Below are 18201 nucleotides of genomic sequence, written 5' to 3'. Positions count from 1 at the left end.
CACCCAACCCTCCCCCGCTTTGCAGGGGAGGGCTTAACTCCTCCCTCTGCGGAGCGGGGGGAGGTCGGGAGGGGGGCACCGCCGCAACCACTCACCCCACCCCGCCCGTCGACCCCCGCGCCACGCAGGTCCCCGACAGCACCACTTTGCGCGTCGCCCGTTCCGGGTCGTCGAGCCGCTCGAACAGCAGCGTCATGGCGGCCCGCCCGATCTCGTGGACCGGCTGTTCGATCACCGTCAGGCCGGGGCCGACCAGCTCCGTCCAGGGCTCGTTGTCGAAGCCGGTCACCGCCAGATCGCCGGGGATCGTCAGCCCCAGCGTCCGCGTGGCCTTGACCACGCCCATCAGCAGCAGGCTGTTGCTGACCATCACCGCGTCCGGCATGGCGCCGGAGCGCTGGGCTGCCGCCAGCCAGCGGGCGATCTCCGCCTCCGCCGCCTCCGCCGTCGGCGGGACGAAGCGCGCCTCGGCGTGCAGACCGTGGGCGGCCAGCGCCGCCTGATAGCCGGCGTGGCGCTCCACCGCCGTGGTGCTGGTGTTGCCGAACAGGCCGGCGATGCGGCGGTAGCCCTGGCCATGCAGGTGATCGACCAGCAGGGCGGCGGCCTGCGGGTTGTCGAGAACCACCGAATCGAAGCGCCCGGCCGGCGCGCTGCGGTCGATCAGCACCACCGGGAAATCCAGGTCGGTCCGGTCGAGCTGGGCCAGCGTCGCGCGGGTCGGCGCGAAGATCAGGCCGGTCACCCGCTCCTCCTGCATCAGCCGCAGGTACATGGCCTCCCGCTCCGGGTTCTCGTCGGTGTTGCACAGGATCACCCGCATGCCGGCCTGGAAGGCGGCGTCCTCCACCGCGCGGCTGACCGCGGTGAAGAAGGGGTTGCGGATGTCCGAGACGATCAGCCCGATGGTCTGGGAATGCTGCGACCGCAGCCGCCGCGCCGACAGGTTCGGGCGGTAGCCGGTGGCCAGCACCGCATCCTCCACCCGCGCGCGCAGCGCGTCGCTGACCGGGCCGTTGCTCAGCACCCGCGACACCGTGGCGACCGAGACGCCGGCCTCGCGGGCGACATCCTTGATTCCGACCGCCTTGATTCCGGTGGCTTTGGCGCTGTCGCTCATGATGATCCGGTCACCGATCCGTCTTGAAACTGTTTTTGAAATCGTTTCCATCCCTTAGGGCCAATCCACCGCCCCATACGGCACAGTCTGCCCGAAGGAGTCCGCGGATTCAATGCAAACTCCGTTGACAGAACCAGATGTAATCGTTTTCAATAACAGCGCTGCAAGGACGACGCCCAAGAACGCCCGGCACCACACCGAACGGAGGAGACGGACCCGCCATGGCCCCCGACGCCAACACCGCCATCATGCCCACCGATCTGCTGCGGCCCGATCTGCTTCGGCTGAACGCCAGTCCCGCCGGCAAGGAGGAGGCGATCCGCGAGGCCGCCCAGCTCCTGATCGCCGCCGGCTGCATCGATCCGGCCTACGCCGCCAGCATGCTGCGCCGGGAAGCGGTGGCGAACACCTTCCTCGGCCATGGCGTCGCCATCCCCCACGGCATGGTCGAGGACCGCGGCATGGTCCGCCGCAGCGGCATCGCCGTCCTCCAGGTGCCAGGCGGCATCGAATGGAATCCCGGCCAGACGGCCCATCTGGTGGTCGCCATCGCCGCCCAGTCCGACGCCCACATCGCCGTGCTGCGCCGCCTGACCCGGCTGATGCAGGACGAGGCGCGGCTGACCGCCCTGTTCACCGTCACCGACCCCGCCATCCTCGCCGCCGCCCTCGGCGAGGACGCGCCGTTGACCACCCCCACCACGCCGGGCAGCGATCTGACGGAGCGGTTCGACTGGGTGGTCGATTACCCCACCGGCCTGCACGCCCGCCCGGCCACCGCTTGGGTGGAGACGGCGCGCGCCTCGGCCGCCCGCATCCAGGTCCGCCACGGCGATCTGGTGGCCGACGCCAAGGCGCTGGTGGCGCTGCTCCAGCTCGGCCTGCGCGCCGGCGACAGCGTGGTCGTCTCGGCGGAGGGCGAGGACGCCGTGGCGGCGCTGGCCCGCATGAAGGCGACCATCACCCGCCTGACCGCGCGGGAGAAGGCAGACGCCGCCGCCGCCGCGCAGAAGGCCCGCGCCCCCGCCCGCGGCTGGACGCCGCCAACCCCGCTGCCCGCCGTTCCGGGGATCGCCGCCAGCCCCGGCCTCGCCATCGGCCCGGTGCATGTGCTGCCGCGCGCCGCGGTGTCCGTTCCCGACGAGCCGGTCCCGCTGATCGAGGGCGGCGACCGCCTCCACGAGGCGCTGAGCCTGACCCGCCAGACCCTGAAGGCGCTGGCCGACGACACCGCCCGGCGGCTCGGGCCGTCCGAAGCGGCCATCTTCACCGCCCATGCGGAGATCCTGAACGACACCGATCTGGTGACGCTGGCCTGCCAGCTCATGGTCGAGGGGCACGGCGTCGCCTGGTCCTGGCATCAGGCGGTGGAGCGCACCGCCGCCGGGCTGGCCGCGCTCGCCAACCCCGTGCTGGCGGCCCGCGCCGCCGATCTGCGCGACGTCGGCCAGCGCGTCCTGGCGCGGATCGACCCGGCGCTGCGCACCGGCGGCGCGCCGGACCTGCCGGACACCCCCTGCATCCTGATCGCCGAGGACCTGTCGCCCTCCGACACGGCGGCGCTGGACATGGCGCGGGTGATCGGGCTGGCGACGGCGCAGGGCGGCCCGACCTCCCACACCGCCATCCTGGCGCGCACGCTGGGGCTTCCCGCGATGGTGGCGGGCGGCGCGGCGCTGATGGAGCTGGCGAACGGCACACCAGCCATCCTCGACGGCCAGACCGGACGCCTGCACCTGTCCCCCGCCGAGGCCGACACCGCCGATGCCCGCGCCTGGATCGCGCGGGAAGAGGCCCGCAAGGCCGAGGAGGAGGCCCGGCGCGGCCTGCCCGCCCGCACCCGCGACGGCCACGCGATGGAGATCGGTGCCAACGTCAACCGGCCCGATCAGGTGGCCGTCGCCCTGTCGCAAGGGGCGGAGAGCGTCGGTCTGATGCGCACCGAGTTCCTGTTCCTGGAGCGCGGCGACGCCCCGAGCGAGGACGAGCAGTACGAGACCTACCGCGGCATGCTGACCGCCCTGGAGGGCCGTCCGTTGATCGTCCGCGCGCTGGACATCGGCGGCGACAAGCAGGTGCCGCACCTCCAGCTTCCCCACGAGGAGAATCCCTTCCTCGGCGTGCGCGGCGCCCGCCTGCTGCTGCGCAGGCCCGAGCTTCTGGAGACTCAGCTCCGCGCGCTCTACCGCGCCGCCAAGGACGGCGGGGCCAAGGACGGCGGTGCCCTGTCGATCATGTTCCCGATGATCACGGCGCTGGGTGAGGTTCAGGCCCTGCGCGCCGCCTGCGAGCGCATCCGGGCGGAGCTGGACGCCCCGGCCGTGCCGCTGGGCATCATGGTCGAGGTTCCGGCGGCGGCCATCCAGGCCGACGTCCTGGCCCGCCACGTCGATTTCTTCTCCATCGGCACCAACGACCTGACGCAGTACGCGCTGGCCATCGACCGCCAGCACCCCGAACTGGCGGCGGAGGCCGACAGCCTGCACCCCGCCGTCCTACGGCTGATCCGCCTGACGGTGGAAGGGGCGGAGCGGCACGGCCGCTGGGTCGGCGTCTGCGGCGGCATCGCCGGCGACCCGTTCGGCGCGGCCCTGCTGACCGGGCTCGGCGTGCGCGAGCTGTCGATGACGCCGCGCGACATCCCCGCGGTGAAGGACCGGCTGCGCGGCAGCGACCTGTCCGCCCTGAAGGACGCCGCGCAACGGGCGCTGGACTGCGAGACCGCCGACGCGGTGCGCGCGCTCGACGGAGATGCCTCATGAGCACGTTCGAAGAGGACATCCGGCCGGTCGTCACCGTCACGCTGAACCCGGCCATCGACCAGACCATCACGGTGGAGGCGCTGCGCCCCGGCCATGTCCACCGGGCGAGCGCCGTGCGGCGCAACGCCGGCGGCAAGGGGGTGAACGTGGCGAGCTGCCTCGCCGACTGGGGCACGCCGGTGGTCGCCACCGGCCTGCTGGGCAGCGGCAACGCCGCGGCCTTCGAGGCGCTGTTCGCCGCCAAGGGCATCGCCGACCGCTTCGTCCGGCTGCCCGGCGAGACGCGCGTCAACGTGAAGATCGCCGACCGCGCCGCCGCCGACACCACCGACCTCAATCTGCCCGGCCTGACCGCCGACGCCGACGCGCTCGACCGCGTCCGCCGCACCCTGCGCGAGCTGGTGCTTCCCGGCACGCCGGTCCTGCTGGCGGGAAGCCTGCCGGACGGGCTGCCGGCGGACAGCTACGCGACGCTGACGGCGGACCTGCGCGCCCAGGGCGCCCGCGTCGTGCTGGACAGCAGCGGCCCGCCACTGGCGGCGGCGCTGGCCGCCCCGGACCTGCCCTTCTGCATCAAGCCCAACCGGCACGAGCTGGAAGCCTGGGCCGGCGCGCCCCTGCCCGCCACCGCCGACCTTCTGGAGGCGGCGCGCGGCCTGCACCGCAACGGCGTGGCGGTCGTGGTGGTCTCGCTGGGGGTGGACGGCGCGCTGTTCGTGGCCGACGGCCCGGCGCTGCACGCCCGGCTGCCGGCGGTCAACGCGCTGAGCACGGTGGGGGCCGGCGACGCCATGGTGGCGGGGCTGATCGCCGCCTTCGGCGCGGACGCGCCGCTGGAGGGCGTCGCCCGCCTGTCGGTGGCCTTCGCCACGGCGAAGCTCGGCTGCTTCGGACCCAACCTGCCGGCGGCGGACACGGTCCGCGCGCTTGCCGGACAGGTCGAGATATCAACGCTTTAATGAACGGGGAGCGGGCGACCGCTCGGGAGGAAACCATGGCGAACATGCTGGCCGTGATCGCGGCGGGCGATCTCAGCACCCAGGCCGTCCTGGCCGCCGAAGCGCTGCGCAAAGCCGCGGCGGCGCTCGGCCACACCATCCAGGTGGAGGTGCGCTCCAGCCTCGGCGTGCGCAACACGCTGCCCACCGGGGCGGCGCAGGGCGCGCAAGGCGTCATTCTCGTCGGCTCCGGTGATCTGGGCGAGGAGCGCTTCGCCGGGCTGAAGCGCAGCGCCGCGGCGCTCGACGCCGTGCTGCGCGACGCGCGGGCCGTGCTGGAGCAGGCGTTGGCGACCGCCCCGGCCCAAGCTTCGGCGCAAACGGGGACGAAGAAGATCGTCGCCATCACCTCCTGCCCCACCGGCATCGCCCACACCTTCATGGCGGCGGAGGGCATCCAGCAGGCCGCCCAGGCGCTGGGCCACGCCGTGCGGGTGGAGACCCAGGGCTCGGTCGGCGCGCGCGACACGTTGACCGAGCAGGAAATCCGCGAGGCCGACGTCGTGCTGATCGCCGCCGACACGCAGGTCGACCTCGCCCGCTTCGCCGGCAAGCGCGTCTTCAAGAGCGGCACCAAGCCCGCCATCAACGACGGGCGGGCCCTGGTCGAACGCGCGCTGGCCGAGGCGCAGCCCCACGGCGCCGCCCCGGCGCCGGCCGGCGGCGTCGCGGTGGGCAAGGCGGAGCCGGCGGCGGCGCAGCGCAGCGGCCCCTACAAGCATCTGATGACCGGCGTGTCCTTCATGCTGCCCTTCGTGGTGACCGGCGGCCTGCTGATCGCCATCGCCTTCGCGCTCGGCGGCATCTACGTGTTTGAGGACAGCCAGCAGGGCACGCTGGGCAACGCGCTGTTCCAGATCGGGGCCAAGGGCGCCTTCGCGCTGATGGTCCCGGCGCTGGCCGGCTACATCGCCTTCTCCATCGCCGACCGGCCGGGCATCACGCCGGGCATGGTCGGCGGCATCCTGGCCGCCAACCTCGGCGCCGGCTTCCTCGGCGGCATCGTCGCGGGCTTCATCGCCGGCTACGCCACCAGCTTCCTCAACCGCAACATCAAGCTGCACAAGAATCTGGAGGGGCTGAAGCCGGTGCTGATCCTGCCGCTGCTCGGCTCGCTGATCACCGGCCTCGCCATGATCTACGTGGTCGGCGCCCCGGTGGCGGAGGCCCTGGCGACGCTGAGCGCCTGGCTGAAGGGCATGCAGGGCAGCAGCGCGATCCTGCTCGGCCTGCTGATCGGCGCCATGATGGCCTTCGACATGGGCGGGCCGGTCAACAAGGCCGCCTACGCCTTCTCCACCGGCCTGATCGCGTCCCAGGTCTACACCCCGATGGCCGCCGCCATGGCCGCCGGCATGGTGCCGCCGCTCGGCATCGCGCTCGCCACCAAGCTGTTCGCCAACCGCTTCACCCGGGAGGAGCGGGAGGCCGGCAACGCCGCGGGCATCCTGGGCATCGCCTTCATCACCGAGGGCGCCATCCCCTTCGCCGCCCGCGACCCGCTGCGCGTCATCCCGGCGCTGGTGCTCGGCGCGGCGCTGACCGGCGCCATCTCCATGGGCATCGGGGCGGAGCTGAAGGTGCCGCACGGCGGCATCTTCGTCCTGCCCATCCCCAACGCCGTAACCCATCTGGCGGGCTACGTCGTGGCGCTGGTCGCCGGGACGGTCACCACGGCGGTGGCGCTGCGCGTCCTGAAGCGTCCGGTCAGTAGCGTGGTGACGGCGTAACAGCGCTGCGAATACATCGTCGAGATGAAAACGTTTACATAACCCCTGGACAGAACGCCTCGCCGACCCTATCTTTGTTTTGCTGCCTCGGCAGCACGCTCTATAGGGCGTTTCCTCCCTAGACTCAGGCCACGCACGATTCCCGTGCGTGGCTTTTTTTCTATCCGGGGCCGGTCCCAAATCTCTCCCTTGCCCGGAGCGGGCGAACCTGAGAAGCCGGAGACGAAACGCACGAGGACCCGAATGCCCCGCAACAGACCGATGATCCTTGCAGCGCTGGCCGCCACCGCGGCCCTGGCCGCCGGATGCACCGATGTGAAGGAAAGCCTTCCGTCCCGGACCGCCACCGAACAGCTCCTGATCTCCAGCGCCGCCGACAACGCCGCCAATCGCCTGCGGCTGGAACTGCCGGCGGACAAGCGCGCCTTCCTCGACACCGGCAATTTCGACGGCACCGACGCCAAATACGCCGCCAGCGCGATCAAGGAATCGCTGCTGCGTCAGGGCATCCGCCTCGTTCCCGACCGGGCCGCCGCCGACACGATCATCGAGATCCGGCTGGGCGCGCTGTCGGTGAACCAGAGCAAGACGGTGCTGGGCATTCCCCCGATCACCCTGCCCGGCACGATCACCCTGCCGGAGGCGTCGGTCTACAGCTCCACCGAGAACCAGGCGGTCGCGAAATTCTCCGCCTTCGCCTACGACAACCGGAGCGGCGCCCTGGTCGCCTCGACGGAGCCGGCCTATGGTCTGTCGGGGGAACAGAGCTACCGCGCGATGACGCTGTTCTCCTGGCGCACCTCGCCCCCCTACCCCGAAGAGACCAACTGACGCGGGGCTCCCCGCACGAAATCCTTGCGCCCGACCAAAGCCTTCGCCGCATTTCCTGGCGCGGCTGGAAATGGGCGCGTAACATGCCGCGGCCCCGCGGGGCGCGGCACCAAGCGCAAAGGCGACGGCATCTTGGACGACCAAAGGGCGGAGCGGGACGGCGGCGGCGCCCGGCGATCGGAGCGGCTGCTGCTCGCCCAGAAGACCGCGCTGGAGCGGGCGATCGGCGGCGGCGGACTCGACGAGGCGCTGGCCCTGCTGGTCCGGGCGGGCGCCGAACTGCTCGGCGCGCGGGCGGCCATATTCCTGGTCAACGAGGGCGGCCTCACCCTGCGCTTCGGCGTGGCGGCGGGCCTGCCCGACGCCTACACCCGGGCGGTGGACGGGTTCGAGATCGGGCCGCAAGCCCCCTCCTGCGGGCTAGCCGCCCACAGCGGGGAGCGGGTGGTGGTCGAGAATGTGGCGCTGGACCCGCGCTGGGCGCCCTACCACGCGCTGACGCGGGAGCATGGCATCGCCGCCTGCTGGTCCACGCCGATCCGCGCGGTCAACGGGACGGTGCTCGGCGCCTTCACCATCTACCACGCCACCCCCTGCGCACCCGGCCCGCTGGACCTGGAATCGGTGGATCTCCTGACCCACACCGCCGCCCTGCTGATCGAGCGGGACCGGACGGAGCGGGAGCGTCAAGCCAGCGAAGCGCTGCTGTCCTCGGTTCTGGAGCATCTGCCGGTCGGTGTCGCCGTCTACGACACGCAGGGCCGCACCACCCGCAACAACCGGCTGATGCGCGACTACACCAACGGCTCGCTGCCGTCCGCCGACGACCAGGAAGCGCAGCGTTGGCGCGCCTTCCACTCCGACGGATGCCCGGTCGAGCGCAGCGCGTTTCCGGGCGCGCGCGCCTTGAAGGGCGAGATCGTGGTGCCCGGCATGGACTTCCTGCACCGCGCCGCCGACGGAACGGAGCATTGGACGCGCGTGTCGGCCGCCCCGCTGCGCGACGGCGACGGTCGGATCAGCGGTGTGGTCGCCGTGGTCAGCGACATCGACGCGGAAAAGCGGGCGGCGCAGGGCTTGGCCACGGCGCTGGACGAGGCCCGGCGCAGCGAGCTGGTGGCGCACGAGATGAGCCACCGCATCATGAACAGCTTCCAGCTTCTGCACGGGCTGGTGTCGATGCAGACCGCCACGGTCACCGACCCGGCGGCGCGCAAGGCGGTGGAGCAGGCCTTCTCGCGAATCCAGGCGATGGCGCTGGTGCAGCGCCGCCTGTTCGAGGCGACGCGCAACGACCTCGCCACGCTCGACGCGGCCGATTATCTGCAACGGCTGGGGGAAAGCCTGACCGGCGCCTTCATCGATTCGGGCCGCTGCACCCTGGTCATCGACGCCGCGCACGGAATCCCGATGCCCGCCGCGCAGGCCTCGTCCATGGGGCTGATCGTGACGGAGTTGGTGCTGAACGCCCTGAAGCACGCCTTCGGCGCGCAACAGCAGGGGACGGTGACGGTCCGCTTCGAAGCCTGCGGAAACGACCGCCGGCTGACGGTAACCGACGACGGAACCGGTCTGCCGGACAGCGCCGGCACCATGAAACCCGCCGGGTCGGGGCAGGGCATGGGCATGACGCTGGTGCACGGTCTGGTGCGCCAGCTCGGCGGAAAGCTGGAGATCGACCGCCCCGATCAGGGCGGCCGCCCCGGAACCCGCTTTGTTCTGACTTTTCCAGCCTGACCTTTCCAACGGTCGGGCGTCGAAGCCACCGGATTCCGGGATGGCGCGGCGTCCTGAACCTTAGGCGACGGCTTCCATCGGCTTTTCGACCTTGCCGCCGAACCCGTTCTCCAGCGCCCAAATGGCGGCCTGGGTGCGGTTGGAGGCGTTGATCTTGCGCAGCAGGCTCTTCAGGTGAACCTTCACCGTCGCTTCGGTGATGTTCAGATGATTGGCGATCATCTTGTTGCTGTCACCCTGCAGCAGGCGCTCCAGGATCTGCGTCTCGCGCTGCGACAGGCCCTTGGCCGCGGTCGGGCCGTTGGCGCTGGTGTTGGCGCCGGCCTTGCCGGTGATGAGGAGGGCGGCGAGGTGGGTCGGGAAGACCTTTTCGCCGATCATCACCAGACGCAGCGATTGCGCCAGCGCGGCCGGGGAGATGTCCTTCATCAGGAAAGCGTCGGCGCCGGCCTGGATGGCGTTGGCCATTTCCTGGGCGTCGAGGTGGCTGGCCAGAAGGACGAGCCGCGCGGTCGGATACTGCTCCCGCAGGACGGTCACGGCCTGGACCGTGCCGTTGGCGGAAGCCGGGTCCATCATGATCAGCTCGGGCGTGTCGCCCTCCATCATGCCCGGCGGCGGTACGTCGCTGAAACTGGCGGCCTCTTTCGTGATGCGGAACTCCCCTTCCGAGAAGAGGGCCTTCATGCCTTCGCGGAAAAGTTTGTTGGCGTCGATCAGAAAGATGGAGACCGATTGCATCGTCCAGTCACTCTCGAAGGTGATTGAGATGAGCAACCCTACCCTATCGTTGGCGGGCCGGCTACCCGTCCGTTAGTAGAATATTAACCAATGAAGTCCGAGGCGCGTCCTCCCATCGGGCATATGCCCACCCCGGAAAGCCGGTCCAGGACGCTCCCGGATGCCCGGGAACTCCGAAAAACCATGCCTGAACAGGCCACTACCCATTTTGCGCGGGAATCGGACGCCGTCTCGTTAATATCACGGCAACCATAATCGGCCATTGGTACAGTCATCGTAATTCATCGCTTGGATGGGTGCCCGACATGCCGATGGTGTCCATGTGGCAGAAGATCAGTCCATGTCACTTCGTGATGCAGGACTGTCACCGCCGGATCGAAATCCGTTACCACGCCACCGGCTCGCAGAGCGGTTGGGGCGTCTACGCCGACGGGACGCTGGTGCAGCAGCGCGCCGCCTTCACCGAAGCGCGCGGCATTGCCATGGGTCTGGCGACCGGTTCCTGAACCGGGCCTTGCCCGCCTGATGTCACAGCGCGGACATCAGGCGGTTAACCGGCTCTTGAGACTGTTCCGCGCAGGATGGCCTTCGTCGCAGGAGGCCGTCATGACGTTCCGACCACTTCCCCTTGTTTGGCGCCGGCTCGCGCTCTGCGCTCTTCTCGGCCTCATGGGGATCGCCTTCTGGGCCGCGCTGCAACCGCAGTTGGCGCCCAGCGGCCTTTACGGCTTCGACAAGCTGGTGCACGCCGGGGCCTTCGGGCTCCTCACCCTGCTCGGCATCCTGGCCAGCGCCAGTCGGCGCGCCGCCGCGCTTGCGGTGCTGGCGGTCTTCGCGCTCGGCGCCGCCATCGAGGTGGCGCAATCCTTCGTCCCGGGACGCGAGGCCAGCCTGTCCGATCTGGCCGGGGACGCCGTGGGAATCGCCCTGGGAATCATGAGCGTCCGGCTGGGACATCGTGCCATCCAACGCGCGCGCCGCGCGCGCCGCGCGCGCCATGGAATAGTCACGCAGCCCGCGGCGTTTGCGTCCTTACCGGAGTGAGGGGACGCAACGTCCGGAGCGGCAATCCCGAGCAGCCTCCTCCGTTTTTTGGTTTTGTTCGTCTACCGAACTATGCTATGCCGAAAGGCAGGACATCTGGAGTAACGCTTATGGACTGGCATAACGAAAAGGCTAAGACCGGCGCCCGCGCCCTGGAATCCGCGTTCGGCGTGATGCTGACGGTCTGCGAGGCCACCGACGGCTGGTGGAACTGGCACGCGGAACATGAGGGGCTGAGCTGGACTCCCGACGCCCGCTGGTTCGCCACCCGCCGCGAGGCGCAGGACGCGGCGGAGGAGTGGTCCTCCACCCTGGCGCCGCAGCATCTGGGCTTCCTCCACCGCGCGGCCTGACGCCGTTAAGCGATGCGATCGGGGCGGTGCCGTTGACCCGCCCCGCGTCCGCTTCCACAATGGCCACCGTGCCAAGGCGACGGGAAGCGGCTGCGATCATCCCTTGGGACTGTCGATCAGGCCCAGGACGGTGACGAAATGCAGCACGAGACGCCTCCCCTTCCCGGACTTTCGCTTCAGAAAGCCTTCCTGCCGCCCGAGGCCGCTCTGGTGGCGGTCGGGACCGGTGCCGGGCGTTGGACGGACGCCGCCGTCTCCGGCCGGAGATGCTTCGCCCTGCCGTCCTCCCCACCGGGACTCGACGCGTGGTGCGGTCCGGTTGGGCCGCGCCACATCGATTGGCTGATTCTGGACGGCTGCGGCGACGCCCTGGCCTTGCTGGACGGTGCTTCCGACCTGCTGCGCCTGCGCCGCATCGACTTCCTTCAGTTCGACGAGTCGGAGGCCGGCAGCCAGTTGGTCACGCTGTACGCGCGCCTGCAAGCCGACGGCTATTCGCTGTTCCGCTTCACCGACCGCAATTTGGAATTCCGCGGCACGCCGCCGGAGGACGGGCGCGGCGGCACGCACATGGCGGTCGCTCCCCGGCACTGGAACCGGCTGTTCGCGCGCAGCCAGGGCATGTTCCGCTACAAGGACCTGTTTCCCCGCCATGGAATCCTGCCACGCGGCATCATCCATGTCGGCGCCCATGAGGGCGAGGAACACGCCAACTATAAGGAAGCCGGCGCCGACCGCGTCCTGTTCATCGAGGCCGATCCAGCAACCTTCGCCACGCTCCAGGCGCGTTTCGCCGGCCACGGCGATGTCATCTGTCTGAACGCCGCGGTGTCCGACCGGGCCGGGCGGGCGCGCTTTTCCCGCATGTCGAGCCGCCAGTCCAGTTCCCTGCTGGAGCCGACCGGCCATCTGGCCGTCTATCCCCACATCACCGTCGACGAGGTCATCGAGGTGGAGACCCGGACTCTGCCGGACCTGCTGGCGTCCAACGGCCTCACGCCGGAAGGTTTCAACGTGCTGGCGATCGACGCGCAGGGGTCGGAATGCCGCATTCTCAACGGCTGCGGCGATCTGCTGGCTGGATTCGACGCGGTGGTGACCGAGGTCAGCTACGCGGAGCTGTACGAGGGCTCCGGCCTTGCCGCCGATGTGGACGACATCCTGTTCGCCCACGGCTTCGACCGCGTCGCCGAGATCAGCTCCTACCATCACAGCTGGGGCGACGCCCTGTATGTGCGCCGGCCCGGCTGACGCCGGTCAGGGAAGCAGGACCGGCCCGTTCCAGGGATCGAAGGGCACCAGCCGCGCCCGTTCGCGGTCGGGACGCAGGGCGGCGCGCAGCGCCGGGTTCAGCAGCGCCGCCGTCACCGAGAAGGAGCTGTTGGACACGGCGACATGGTCGGCCCGCGACAGAATCCAGTGGTCGGTGAAGAACTCCGCCCCCGGCAACGGCGCCCCCAGATCGCCGGCGAGGACGGGGCGGTAGCGGGCGAAACGGTCCGCCAACTCCGGCGCGTCGGTGGCGAGATAGAGCACCGGCCGGTCCAGCACCGTCCACACCCCGGCGAGCCAGTCGAGATACCAGCCCTCCGGCGCGATCCAGAACCGGTCGTTCCGACCGAAATCGCCGCGGCGCAGATGGATCGCCACCAGGGTCCGCCCGCGCGCCCGCAGCCCGTCCAGCGCCGCCGTTGCCCGCTCCGCCACCGCCCCGACCGGCGTGAAGAGGGCGCGGAACCGCTCGCGGTGCGGCGCCAGGGGTGCGGTGTCGCCGCAGAAATAACCGACCACGTCGTGACCGCCCGCACCCGCCAGCGCCCGCCCGTCCAGCAGCGCCGGAACGCCGCAATCCTCCTCATGCAGGCTGGGCAGCGGCGGGCCGGGAAGCGGATCGTCCAGCCCGTAGAGAGGACGACCGATCCAGTCCGGCGTTTCCAGCTCCATCCCGTTGCACTCCGCGCAGATGCGCAGATACCCATATTGCAGGAGCTGGTTGCCGAAGCGTCCCGCATGACCGAGCGTGGACACCGACAGCCGCCGCTTGCCCGACGGTTGGCGCGGCGGCGGGGCGTCGCCCATGGCCCGGCGCAGCAGCAGCATCGCCCGGCGGGAGAAGCCGGTGCCGAGGCCCGGTGCGGCGGCGATCACCCGGTCGTAGAGGGCCAGCGCCTCGCCATCGGCCCCCTGCGCCTCGCGGACCGCGCCGGCCAGCAGCAGGCCGGGGGGCAGGCCGGGGGCGAGCCGCAGCGCCCGACGCGCGCAGCGGCCGGCCCACGCCGCATCCCCACGCCGCAGCGCGGCGCGGCCGAGCGCCACCCAGGAGTCCCCATCGTCCGGGCGCGCGGCCAGCGCCCGTTGCAGCAGTGCCGCCGCCCGCTCCGTCAATCCAGCGCGCTCGCACAACCGGCCATGTTCGGCCAGCACCGCCGCATCGCCGGGACGCAGCCGGCCGGCGCGGTCCAGCGCCCGCCCGGCCGTCTCCAGGGCGTGCACCGCGTCGAACGCCGCGCCCAAAGCGAGGTGCAACTCCGTCGAGGCGGGGTCGAGCGACAGGCCGCGCCGCGCCGCCGCCAGCGCCGCGCGCGGCTTCTCGGCGATCTGCTGGGCGGCGGCGAGCCGGACCAGAAGCCCGGTGTCGGCGGGCGCGGCCAGCGCCGCGCGCCGGCCCGCCGTGACCGCCGCGCCGCCCCGCCCAAGCTCGTTGTGGAGCAGACACAGGCTCGCCCAACAACCGCCCTGCGCGGGGTCCAGGGCCAGCGCCGGACGAAGCGCCGCGATGGCCCGTTCCGTCTGGCCGAGCACCTGCCGTGCCTCCGCCTCGGCCATGCGGGCGCGCAACAGCGCCGGGTCGAGCCGGGCGGAGAGCCCGGCCAGCCAAGCGGCCTCCTGCAACCGTCCAAGCCCCTTGGCGGCCATCGCCGCGTCGAAGGTGGCCGACAGGTTTTGCGGATCGAGAGCCAGCACCCGTTCGTAAAGCGCCGCGGCGGAGGCCAGGGCGCCGGAATCGAAGGCGGTCTCGGCCAGGACGCGGAGCGCCGGGGCCAGCCGCTCCGCCGCCTCCCCATGATCCGGCTGCCGGCGCAGCGTGGCGAGCCAGCTTGCCGCTGCCGCCACAGTCTGCCCGAGCGCGTCCTGAACCTTGCCGCGGTTGAGGTGATAAGTCGGCGATGCTGGATCGCCGGCAACGGCGGCGTCGAGATGGGGAAGCGCCGCGGCGACCCGCCCGGTCTGGGCGAGCAGCAGCCCCATCAAATGGCTGGCGTCGGGATGACCGGGGACCGCCTCCAGGATCCGGCCATAGAGGGTCTCCGCCTCCGCCACGCGCCCGGCGATGTGATGGTCGAGCGCGATGGACAGGGCTTCGGAGACGGTGGCCATGGGCCGGGGCAATCCGCGTGGGGCCGCTTCGGGATGGCGCCACAGTGGCCGGGCCACCCCCGGACTGTCAACCGCCGGACTGTCAACCGCCGGGCTTGGCCTTCGCGGCCGGGAACACCCTCGCGCGCAGGAAGTCCACCAGCGCCCGCACCTTCGGCGAGGGGTGCTTGCTCGCCGGCCACAGCACATGGAAAACGCTGGTGCGCCCCACGTGATCGGCCAGGACCGACTCCAGCCTGCCATCGGCCAACAGATCGCGGATGGCGAAGTCCGGAAGGTAGGCGATCCCCAGCCCCTGCAGCGCGAAGCACACGCGCGTTTCGATGTTGTTGCAGATCATCGAGGTCGGCAGTTGCAGTTCGGGCTCGCCAGGCGCCTGCCGAAGCGCCCAGGTTTCCAGCTTGCCACTGTTGGGAAAGCGGTAGTGCAGGCAGGCGTGCTGCCGCAGATCGGCCGGTGTCCGCGGCGTGCCCCGCCGCGCCAGATAATCCGGCGAGGCGACCAGCAACAAACGGAAGTTCCCCAGCCGGCGCGCCGACAGCCGTGAATCGGCCGGCTCGCCCGTGCGCACCACGGCATCGAAGCCCTCCTCGATCACATCGACCATGCGGTCGGTGAAGTCCAGGTCCAGCTCGATCTCGGGGTAGGCGCGCATGAATTCGCCGAGCGCCGGCAGGACCAGCGAGCTGACCAGCGGCAGGCTGACGCGCAGGCGCCCGCGCGGCACGGCGGCGGCCTGCGACAGCTCCAGCTCCGCCGCCTCGATCTCGGCCAGGATGCGGCGGCTGCGCTCCAGGAACAGCGTGCCCTCGGCGGTCAGCGTGACGCTGCGCGTGCTGCGGTGGAACAGGCGCACGCCCAGCTTCTCCTCCAGCCGCGCGACACTCTTGCCGACGGCCGAGGCCGACACGCCGAGCAGCCGGCCGGCGGCGACGAAGCTGCGCGTCTCGGCAACCTGCACGAACACCACGAAGCCGTTCAGACTGTCCATCCGGCGCCTCCATTGCGGACATTCAGCTCCGCATAATCAGGAACTGTGCCCGTCTTTTTCTTTAATAGCAGGTTTTTTATCGTCACGGCATCGCCCATTGATTCGAGCCGCGTGCCATGACCCATCCACCCATTGCCCTCCGCCAAGGCGTTCCACCGGCGACCCTCCGTGAGCGCGTCCACAGCGTCGTCCAGCGGGCGCTCGACGAGCAGCGGCTTGTCGGCGCCGTCGTCCTGGTGGCGCAGGACGGTGCGCTGCTCCACCGGCAGGCCGCCGGCTTCGCCGACCGCGAAAGCGCGCGGCCGATGGCCGTGGAGACGGTCTTCCGTCTGGCCTCGGTCAGCAAGCCCATCGTCTCCGCCGCGGCGCTGGCGCTGGTGGCGCAAGGCCGGCTCGATCTCGACGCGGACATCACGCGCTGGCTGCCCCGGTTCCAGCCCCGGCTGGCCGACGGCCGACCGGCGCGCATCACGGCGCGGCAGCTGCTCAGCCACACGGCCGGTCTCGGCTACCGCTTCTTCGAAGCCGACGCCGACGGCCCCTATGCGCAGGCCGGCGTGTCGGACGGCATGGACGCCTCCGGCATCACCCTGGACGAGAACCTGCGCCGCCTCGCCGGCGTGCCGCTGCTTTACGAACCGGGGACGGGCTGGGGCTATTCATTGGCGACCGACGTGCTGGGCGCGCTGGTCGCGCGGGTCCACGGCACGACGCTGGACGAGGCGGTGCGCCATCTGGTGACCGGCCCGCTGGGCATGGCGGACACCGGTTTCATCGCCCGCGATCCCCGGCGCGTGGCGACCGCCTATGTGAGCGATGCACCGCAGCCGCATCGGCTGGCCGAGGGCGAGACGGTCTCCCCCTTCGAGGGCGCCGTCGGCATCGCCTACAGCCCTGCGCGCATCTTCGATCCGCAGGCCTTTCCTTCGGGCGGCGCGGGCATGGCGGGGACGGCGGAGGATCTTCTGCGCCTGCTGGAGACCCTGCGCCAAGGCGGCGGCGCGCTCCTCCCCGGCGCGCTGATCGCGGAGATGGCCCGGGACCAGACGGGCGGCCGGGACCTGCCCAACGCGCCCGGCTTCGGCTTCGGGCTGGGCTTCTCGGTCCTGCGCGACCCGGCCTCGGCCGCCTCGCCCGAATCGGAAGGCACCTGGCGCTGGGGCGGCGCCTACGGCCATTCCTGGTTCGTGGACCGGGCGCGGGGACTCAGCGTCGTCGCCTTCACCAACACGCTCTACGAGGGCATGTCCGGCCGCTTCGTCACCGACTTGCGCGATGCGGTCTATGGCGCCCTGGAGGCACGGCCATGAGGAGGACGCCCCCGCGCATGAGCGCCGCCGCTTCGGACCGTTTGCCCCTGGCCTCGCTGCTGGCGCTCGCCATGGCGGCCTTCATCACCATCCTCACCGAAGCGCTGCCCGCCGGACTGCTGCCGCAGATGGCCCAAGGGCTGGGTGTGACCGAGGCCTGGGTCGGCCAGACCGTGACGATCTACGCCGCCGGTTCGCTGGCGGCGGCCATCCCGCTGACCGCCGCCACGCAGGGGGTGCGCCGCCGCCCGCTGCTGCTGGCGGCCATCGCCGGCTTCGTCGTCGCCAACACCGTCACGACCCTGTCCGGCAGCTTCGCCCTGACCATGGTGGCGCGCTTCCTGGCGGGCGTGTCGGCCGGCCTGATGTGGGCGCTGCTGGCGGGCTATGCCGCGCGCATGGTGCCCGACCACCAGAAGGGCCGGGCCATCGCCGTCGCGATGGTCGGCGCGCCGTTGGCTCTGTCGCTCGGCGTACCGACCGGCACCTTCCTGGGCAATCTGGTGGACTGGAGGGTCTGCTTCGGACTCATGAGCGCGCTGGCGCTGGCGCTCATGCTGTGGGTGCGCGTCGTGGTGCCGGACTTCGCCGGGCAGGCGGCGGGCCGTCGGCTGTCGCCCGGGCGCGTGTTCACCCTGGCCGGCGTGCGCCCGGTGCTGTTCGTGGTTCTGGCCTTCGTGCTGGCGCACAACATCCTCTACACCTACATCGCGCCGTTCCTGGCGGCGGCGGGCATGGAAGGGCGGACGGATCTGGCGCTGCTGCTGTTCGGCGTCGCGTCGCTGCTGGGCATCTGGATCGTCGGCGCGCTGATCGACGGCCATCTGCGGGCGCTGACGCTGGCCAGCACCGTCCTGTTCGGTCTGTCCGCGCTGGTGCTCGGCGTGGCTGGCGATGCCCCGGCCGTGGTCCTTGCGGCGGTGGCCGCCTGGGGCCTGGCGTTCGGCGGTGCGGGGACGCTGTTCCAGACGGCCCTGGCCAGGACGGCGGGCGACGCGGCGGATGTCGCCCAGTCCATGCTGGTCACCGCCTGGAACACGGCCATTGCCGGCGGCGGCCTCCTCGGCGGCGTGCTGCTCGAACGGCTGGGCGTCGGCGCCTTCGCGCCGGCCGTCCTGGTGCTGCTGGCGGCGACGCTGCTGGCGGTGTGGGGAGCGAGGCGGCACGGCTTTCCCGACCCAGCCGACACGGCCGGAGCGTGAAAGG

15 protein-coding genes are annotated in these 18201 nt (G+C 71.2%); 11 read left to right on the top strand and 4 right to left on the bottom strand.

The genetic code is table 11. The features are described from left to right. Positions 1 to 91: 91 nt before the first annotated feature. The gene (locus tag AMK58_RS25890) at positions 92 to 1120 is read right to left on the bottom strand and encodes a LacI family DNA-binding transcriptional regulator (RefSeq protein WP_059399637.1); all 1029 of its coding nucleotides are present in this window, start codon (positions 1118 to 1120) and stop codon (positions 92 to 94) included. Between the two features lie 221 nt (positions 1121 to 1341). Here AMK58_RS25890 and ptsP point away from each other — a divergent pair, with 221 nt between their 5' ends. From ptsP to AMK58_RS25865, 5 genes are all read left to right on the top strand, one after another. Beyond that, positions 1342 to 3882, top strand: a complete 2541-nt coding sequence (gene ptsP / locus AMK58_RS25885) for a phosphoenolpyruvate--protein phosphotransferase (RefSeq protein ID WP_059399636.1) — start codon at positions 1342 to 1344, stop codon at positions 3880 to 3882. Beyond that, positions 3879 to 4841, top strand: coding sequence for a 1-phosphofructokinase (pfkB, locus tag AMK58_RS25880; protein WP_059399635.1), 963 nt, complete (start codon positions 3879 to 3881; stop codon positions 4839 to 4841). Before ptsP ends, pfkB begins: the two co-directional genes overlap by 4 nt. Before the next feature lie 35 nt (positions 4842 to 4876). After that, complete coding sequence (locus AMK58_RS25875; RefSeq protein WP_059399729.1) at positions 4877 to 6610, top strand: fructose-specific PTS transporter subunit EIIC; 1734 nt, start codon at positions 4877 to 4879, stop codon at positions 6608 to 6610. A 243-nt stretch (positions 6611 to 6853) separates the two neighbouring features. Then, positions 6854 to 7441, top strand: a complete 588-nt coding sequence (locus AMK58_RS25870) for a DUF6655 family protein (protein WP_079285745.1) — start codon at positions 6854 to 6856, stop codon at positions 7439 to 7441. Positions 7442 to 7573: 132 nt separating this feature from the next. Next, positions 7574 to 9178: a sensor histidine kinase gene (locus AMK58_RS25865; RefSeq protein ID WP_035683013.1), complete on the top strand. Its 1605-nt coding sequence runs from the start codon at positions 7574 to 7576 to the stop codon at positions 9176 to 9178. A gap of 60 nt (positions 9179 to 9238) precedes the next feature. On the opposite strand, the gene AMK58_RS25860 is transcribed toward AMK58_RS25865, so the two are convergent. Next, positions 9239 to 9919, bottom strand: a complete 681-nt coding sequence (locus AMK58_RS25860) for a LuxR C-terminal-related transcriptional regulator (protein WP_014200193.1) — start codon at positions 9917 to 9919, stop codon at positions 9239 to 9241. A gap of 305 nt (positions 9920 to 10224) precedes the next feature. On the opposite strand from AMK58_RS25860, the gene AMK58_RS25855 reads away from it, so the two are divergent. The 4 genes from AMK58_RS25855 (at position 10225) to AMK58_RS25840 (ending at position 12567) form a co-directional block, all read left to right on the top strand. Continuing rightward, a complete protein-coding gene (locus tag AMK58_RS25855; RefSeq protein ID WP_035683016.1) occupies positions 10225 to 10425 on the top strand; it encodes a hypothetical protein in 201 nt (66 codons plus the stop codon). A gap of 100 nt (positions 10426 to 10525) precedes the next feature. Next, positions 10526 to 10963, top strand: coding sequence for a VanZ family protein (locus tag AMK58_RS25850; protein WP_059399634.1), 438 nt, complete (start codon positions 10526 to 10528; stop codon positions 10961 to 10963). Positions 10964 to 11073: 110 nt separating this feature from the next. Further along, the gene (locus AMK58_RS25845; protein ID WP_035683018.1) at positions 11074 to 11316 is read left to right on the top strand and encodes a hypothetical protein; all 243 of its coding nucleotides are present in this window, start codon (positions 11074 to 11076) and stop codon (positions 11314 to 11316) included. Between the two features lie 138 nt (positions 11317 to 11454). Continuing rightward, positions 11455 to 12567: an FkbM family methyltransferase gene (locus tag AMK58_RS25840; protein WP_035683019.1), complete on the top strand. Its 1113-nt coding sequence runs from the start codon at positions 11455 to 11457 to the stop codon at positions 12565 to 12567. A gap of 6 nt (positions 12568 to 12573) precedes the next feature. On the opposite strand, the gene AMK58_RS25835 is transcribed toward AMK58_RS25840, so the two are convergent. Both AMK58_RS25835 and AMK58_RS25830 read right to left on the bottom strand, forming a co-directional pair. Then, the gene (locus AMK58_RS25835; protein ID WP_059399633.1) at positions 12574 to 14694 is read right to left on the bottom strand and encodes a tetratricopeptide repeat protein; all 2121 of its coding nucleotides are present in this window, start codon (positions 14692 to 14694) and stop codon (positions 12574 to 12576) included. An 82-nt stretch (positions 14695 to 14776) separates the two neighbouring features. Then, positions 14777 to 15685, bottom strand: coding sequence for a LysR family transcriptional regulator (locus AMK58_RS25830; protein WP_059399632.1), 909 nt, complete (start codon positions 15683 to 15685; stop codon positions 14777 to 14779). Positions 15686 to 15801: 116 nt separating this feature from the next. Between AMK58_RS25830 and AMK58_RS25825 the strand changes: the two genes are divergently transcribed. Next, positions 15802 to 16995, top strand: a complete 1194-nt coding sequence (locus AMK58_RS25825; protein WP_059399631.1) for a serine hydrolase domain-containing protein — start codon at positions 15802 to 15804, stop codon at positions 16993 to 16995. A gap of 17 nt (positions 16996 to 17012) precedes the next feature. Further along, entirely contained in the window at positions 17013 to 18197 is a 1185-nt protein-coding gene (locus AMK58_RS25820; RefSeq protein ID WP_059399630.1) for an MFS transporter, read from the top strand. Positions 18198 to 18201 lie beyond the last annotated feature (4 nt).

It is taken from the genome of Azospirillum brasilense (assembly GCF_001315015.1).
Taxonomy (GTDB): domain Bacteria; phylum Pseudomonadota; class Alphaproteobacteria; order Azospirillales; family Azospirillaceae; genus Azospirillum; species Azospirillum brasilense.
The sequence above is the reverse complement of the archived record's forward strand: the minus strand, read 5'-3'. Positions and strand labels throughout refer to the sequence as shown.

Bases quoted from the DNA above. Each gene is read 5' to 3' on its own strand.
- AMK58_RS25840 (WP_035683019.1), top strand. From the start codon at position 11,455: ATGCAGCACGAGACGCCTCCCCTTCCCGGACTTTCGCTTCAGAAAGCC.
- AMK58_RS25870 (WP_079285745.1), top strand. From the start codon at position 6,854: ATGCCCCGCAACAGACCGATGATCCTTGCAGCGCTGGCCGCCACCGCG.
- AMK58_RS25825 (WP_059399631.1), top strand. From the start codon at position 15,802: ATGACCCATCCACCCATTGCCCTCCGCCAAGGCGTTCCACCGGCGACC.
- AMK58_RS25860 (WP_014200193.1), bottom strand. From the start codon at position 9,919: ATGCAATCGGTCTCCATCTTTCTGATCGACGCCAACAAACTTTTCCGC.
- AMK58_RS25820 (WP_059399630.1), top strand. From the start codon at position 17,013: ATGAGCGCCGCCGCTTCGGACCGTTTGCCCCTGGCCTCGCTGCTGGCG.
- AMK58_RS25830 (WP_059399632.1), bottom strand. From the start codon at position 15,685: ATGGACAGTCTGAACGGCTTCGTGGTGTTCGTGCAGGTTGCCGAGACG.
- AMK58_RS25855 (WP_035683016.1), top strand. From the start codon at position 10,225: ATGCCGATGGTGTCCATGTGGCAGAAGATCAGTCCATGTCACTTCGTG.
- ptsP (WP_059399636.1), top strand. From the start codon at position 1,342: ATGGCCCCCGACGCCAACACCGCCATCATGCCCACCGATCTGCTGCGG.
- AMK58_RS25835 (WP_059399633.1), bottom strand. From the start codon at position 14,694: ATGGCCACCGTCTCCGAAGCCCTGTCCATCGCGCTCGACCATCACATC.
- pfkB (WP_059399635.1), top strand. From the start codon at position 3,879: ATGAGCACGTTCGAAGAGGACATCCGGCCGGTCGTCACCGTCACGCTG.
- AMK58_RS25845 (WP_035683018.1), top strand. From the start codon at position 11,074: ATGGACTGGCATAACGAAAAGGCTAAGACCGGCGCCCGCGCCCTGGAA.
- AMK58_RS25850 (WP_059399634.1), top strand. From the start codon at position 10,526: ATGACGTTCCGACCACTTCCCCTTGTTTGGCGCCGGCTCGCGCTCTGC.
- AMK58_RS25875 (WP_059399729.1), top strand. From the start codon at position 4,877: ATGGCGAACATGCTGGCCGTGATCGCGGCGGGCGATCTCAGCACCCAG.
- AMK58_RS25890 (WP_059399637.1), bottom strand. From the start codon at position 1,120: ATGAGCGACAGCGCCAAAGCCACCGGAATCAAGGCGGTCGGAATCAAG.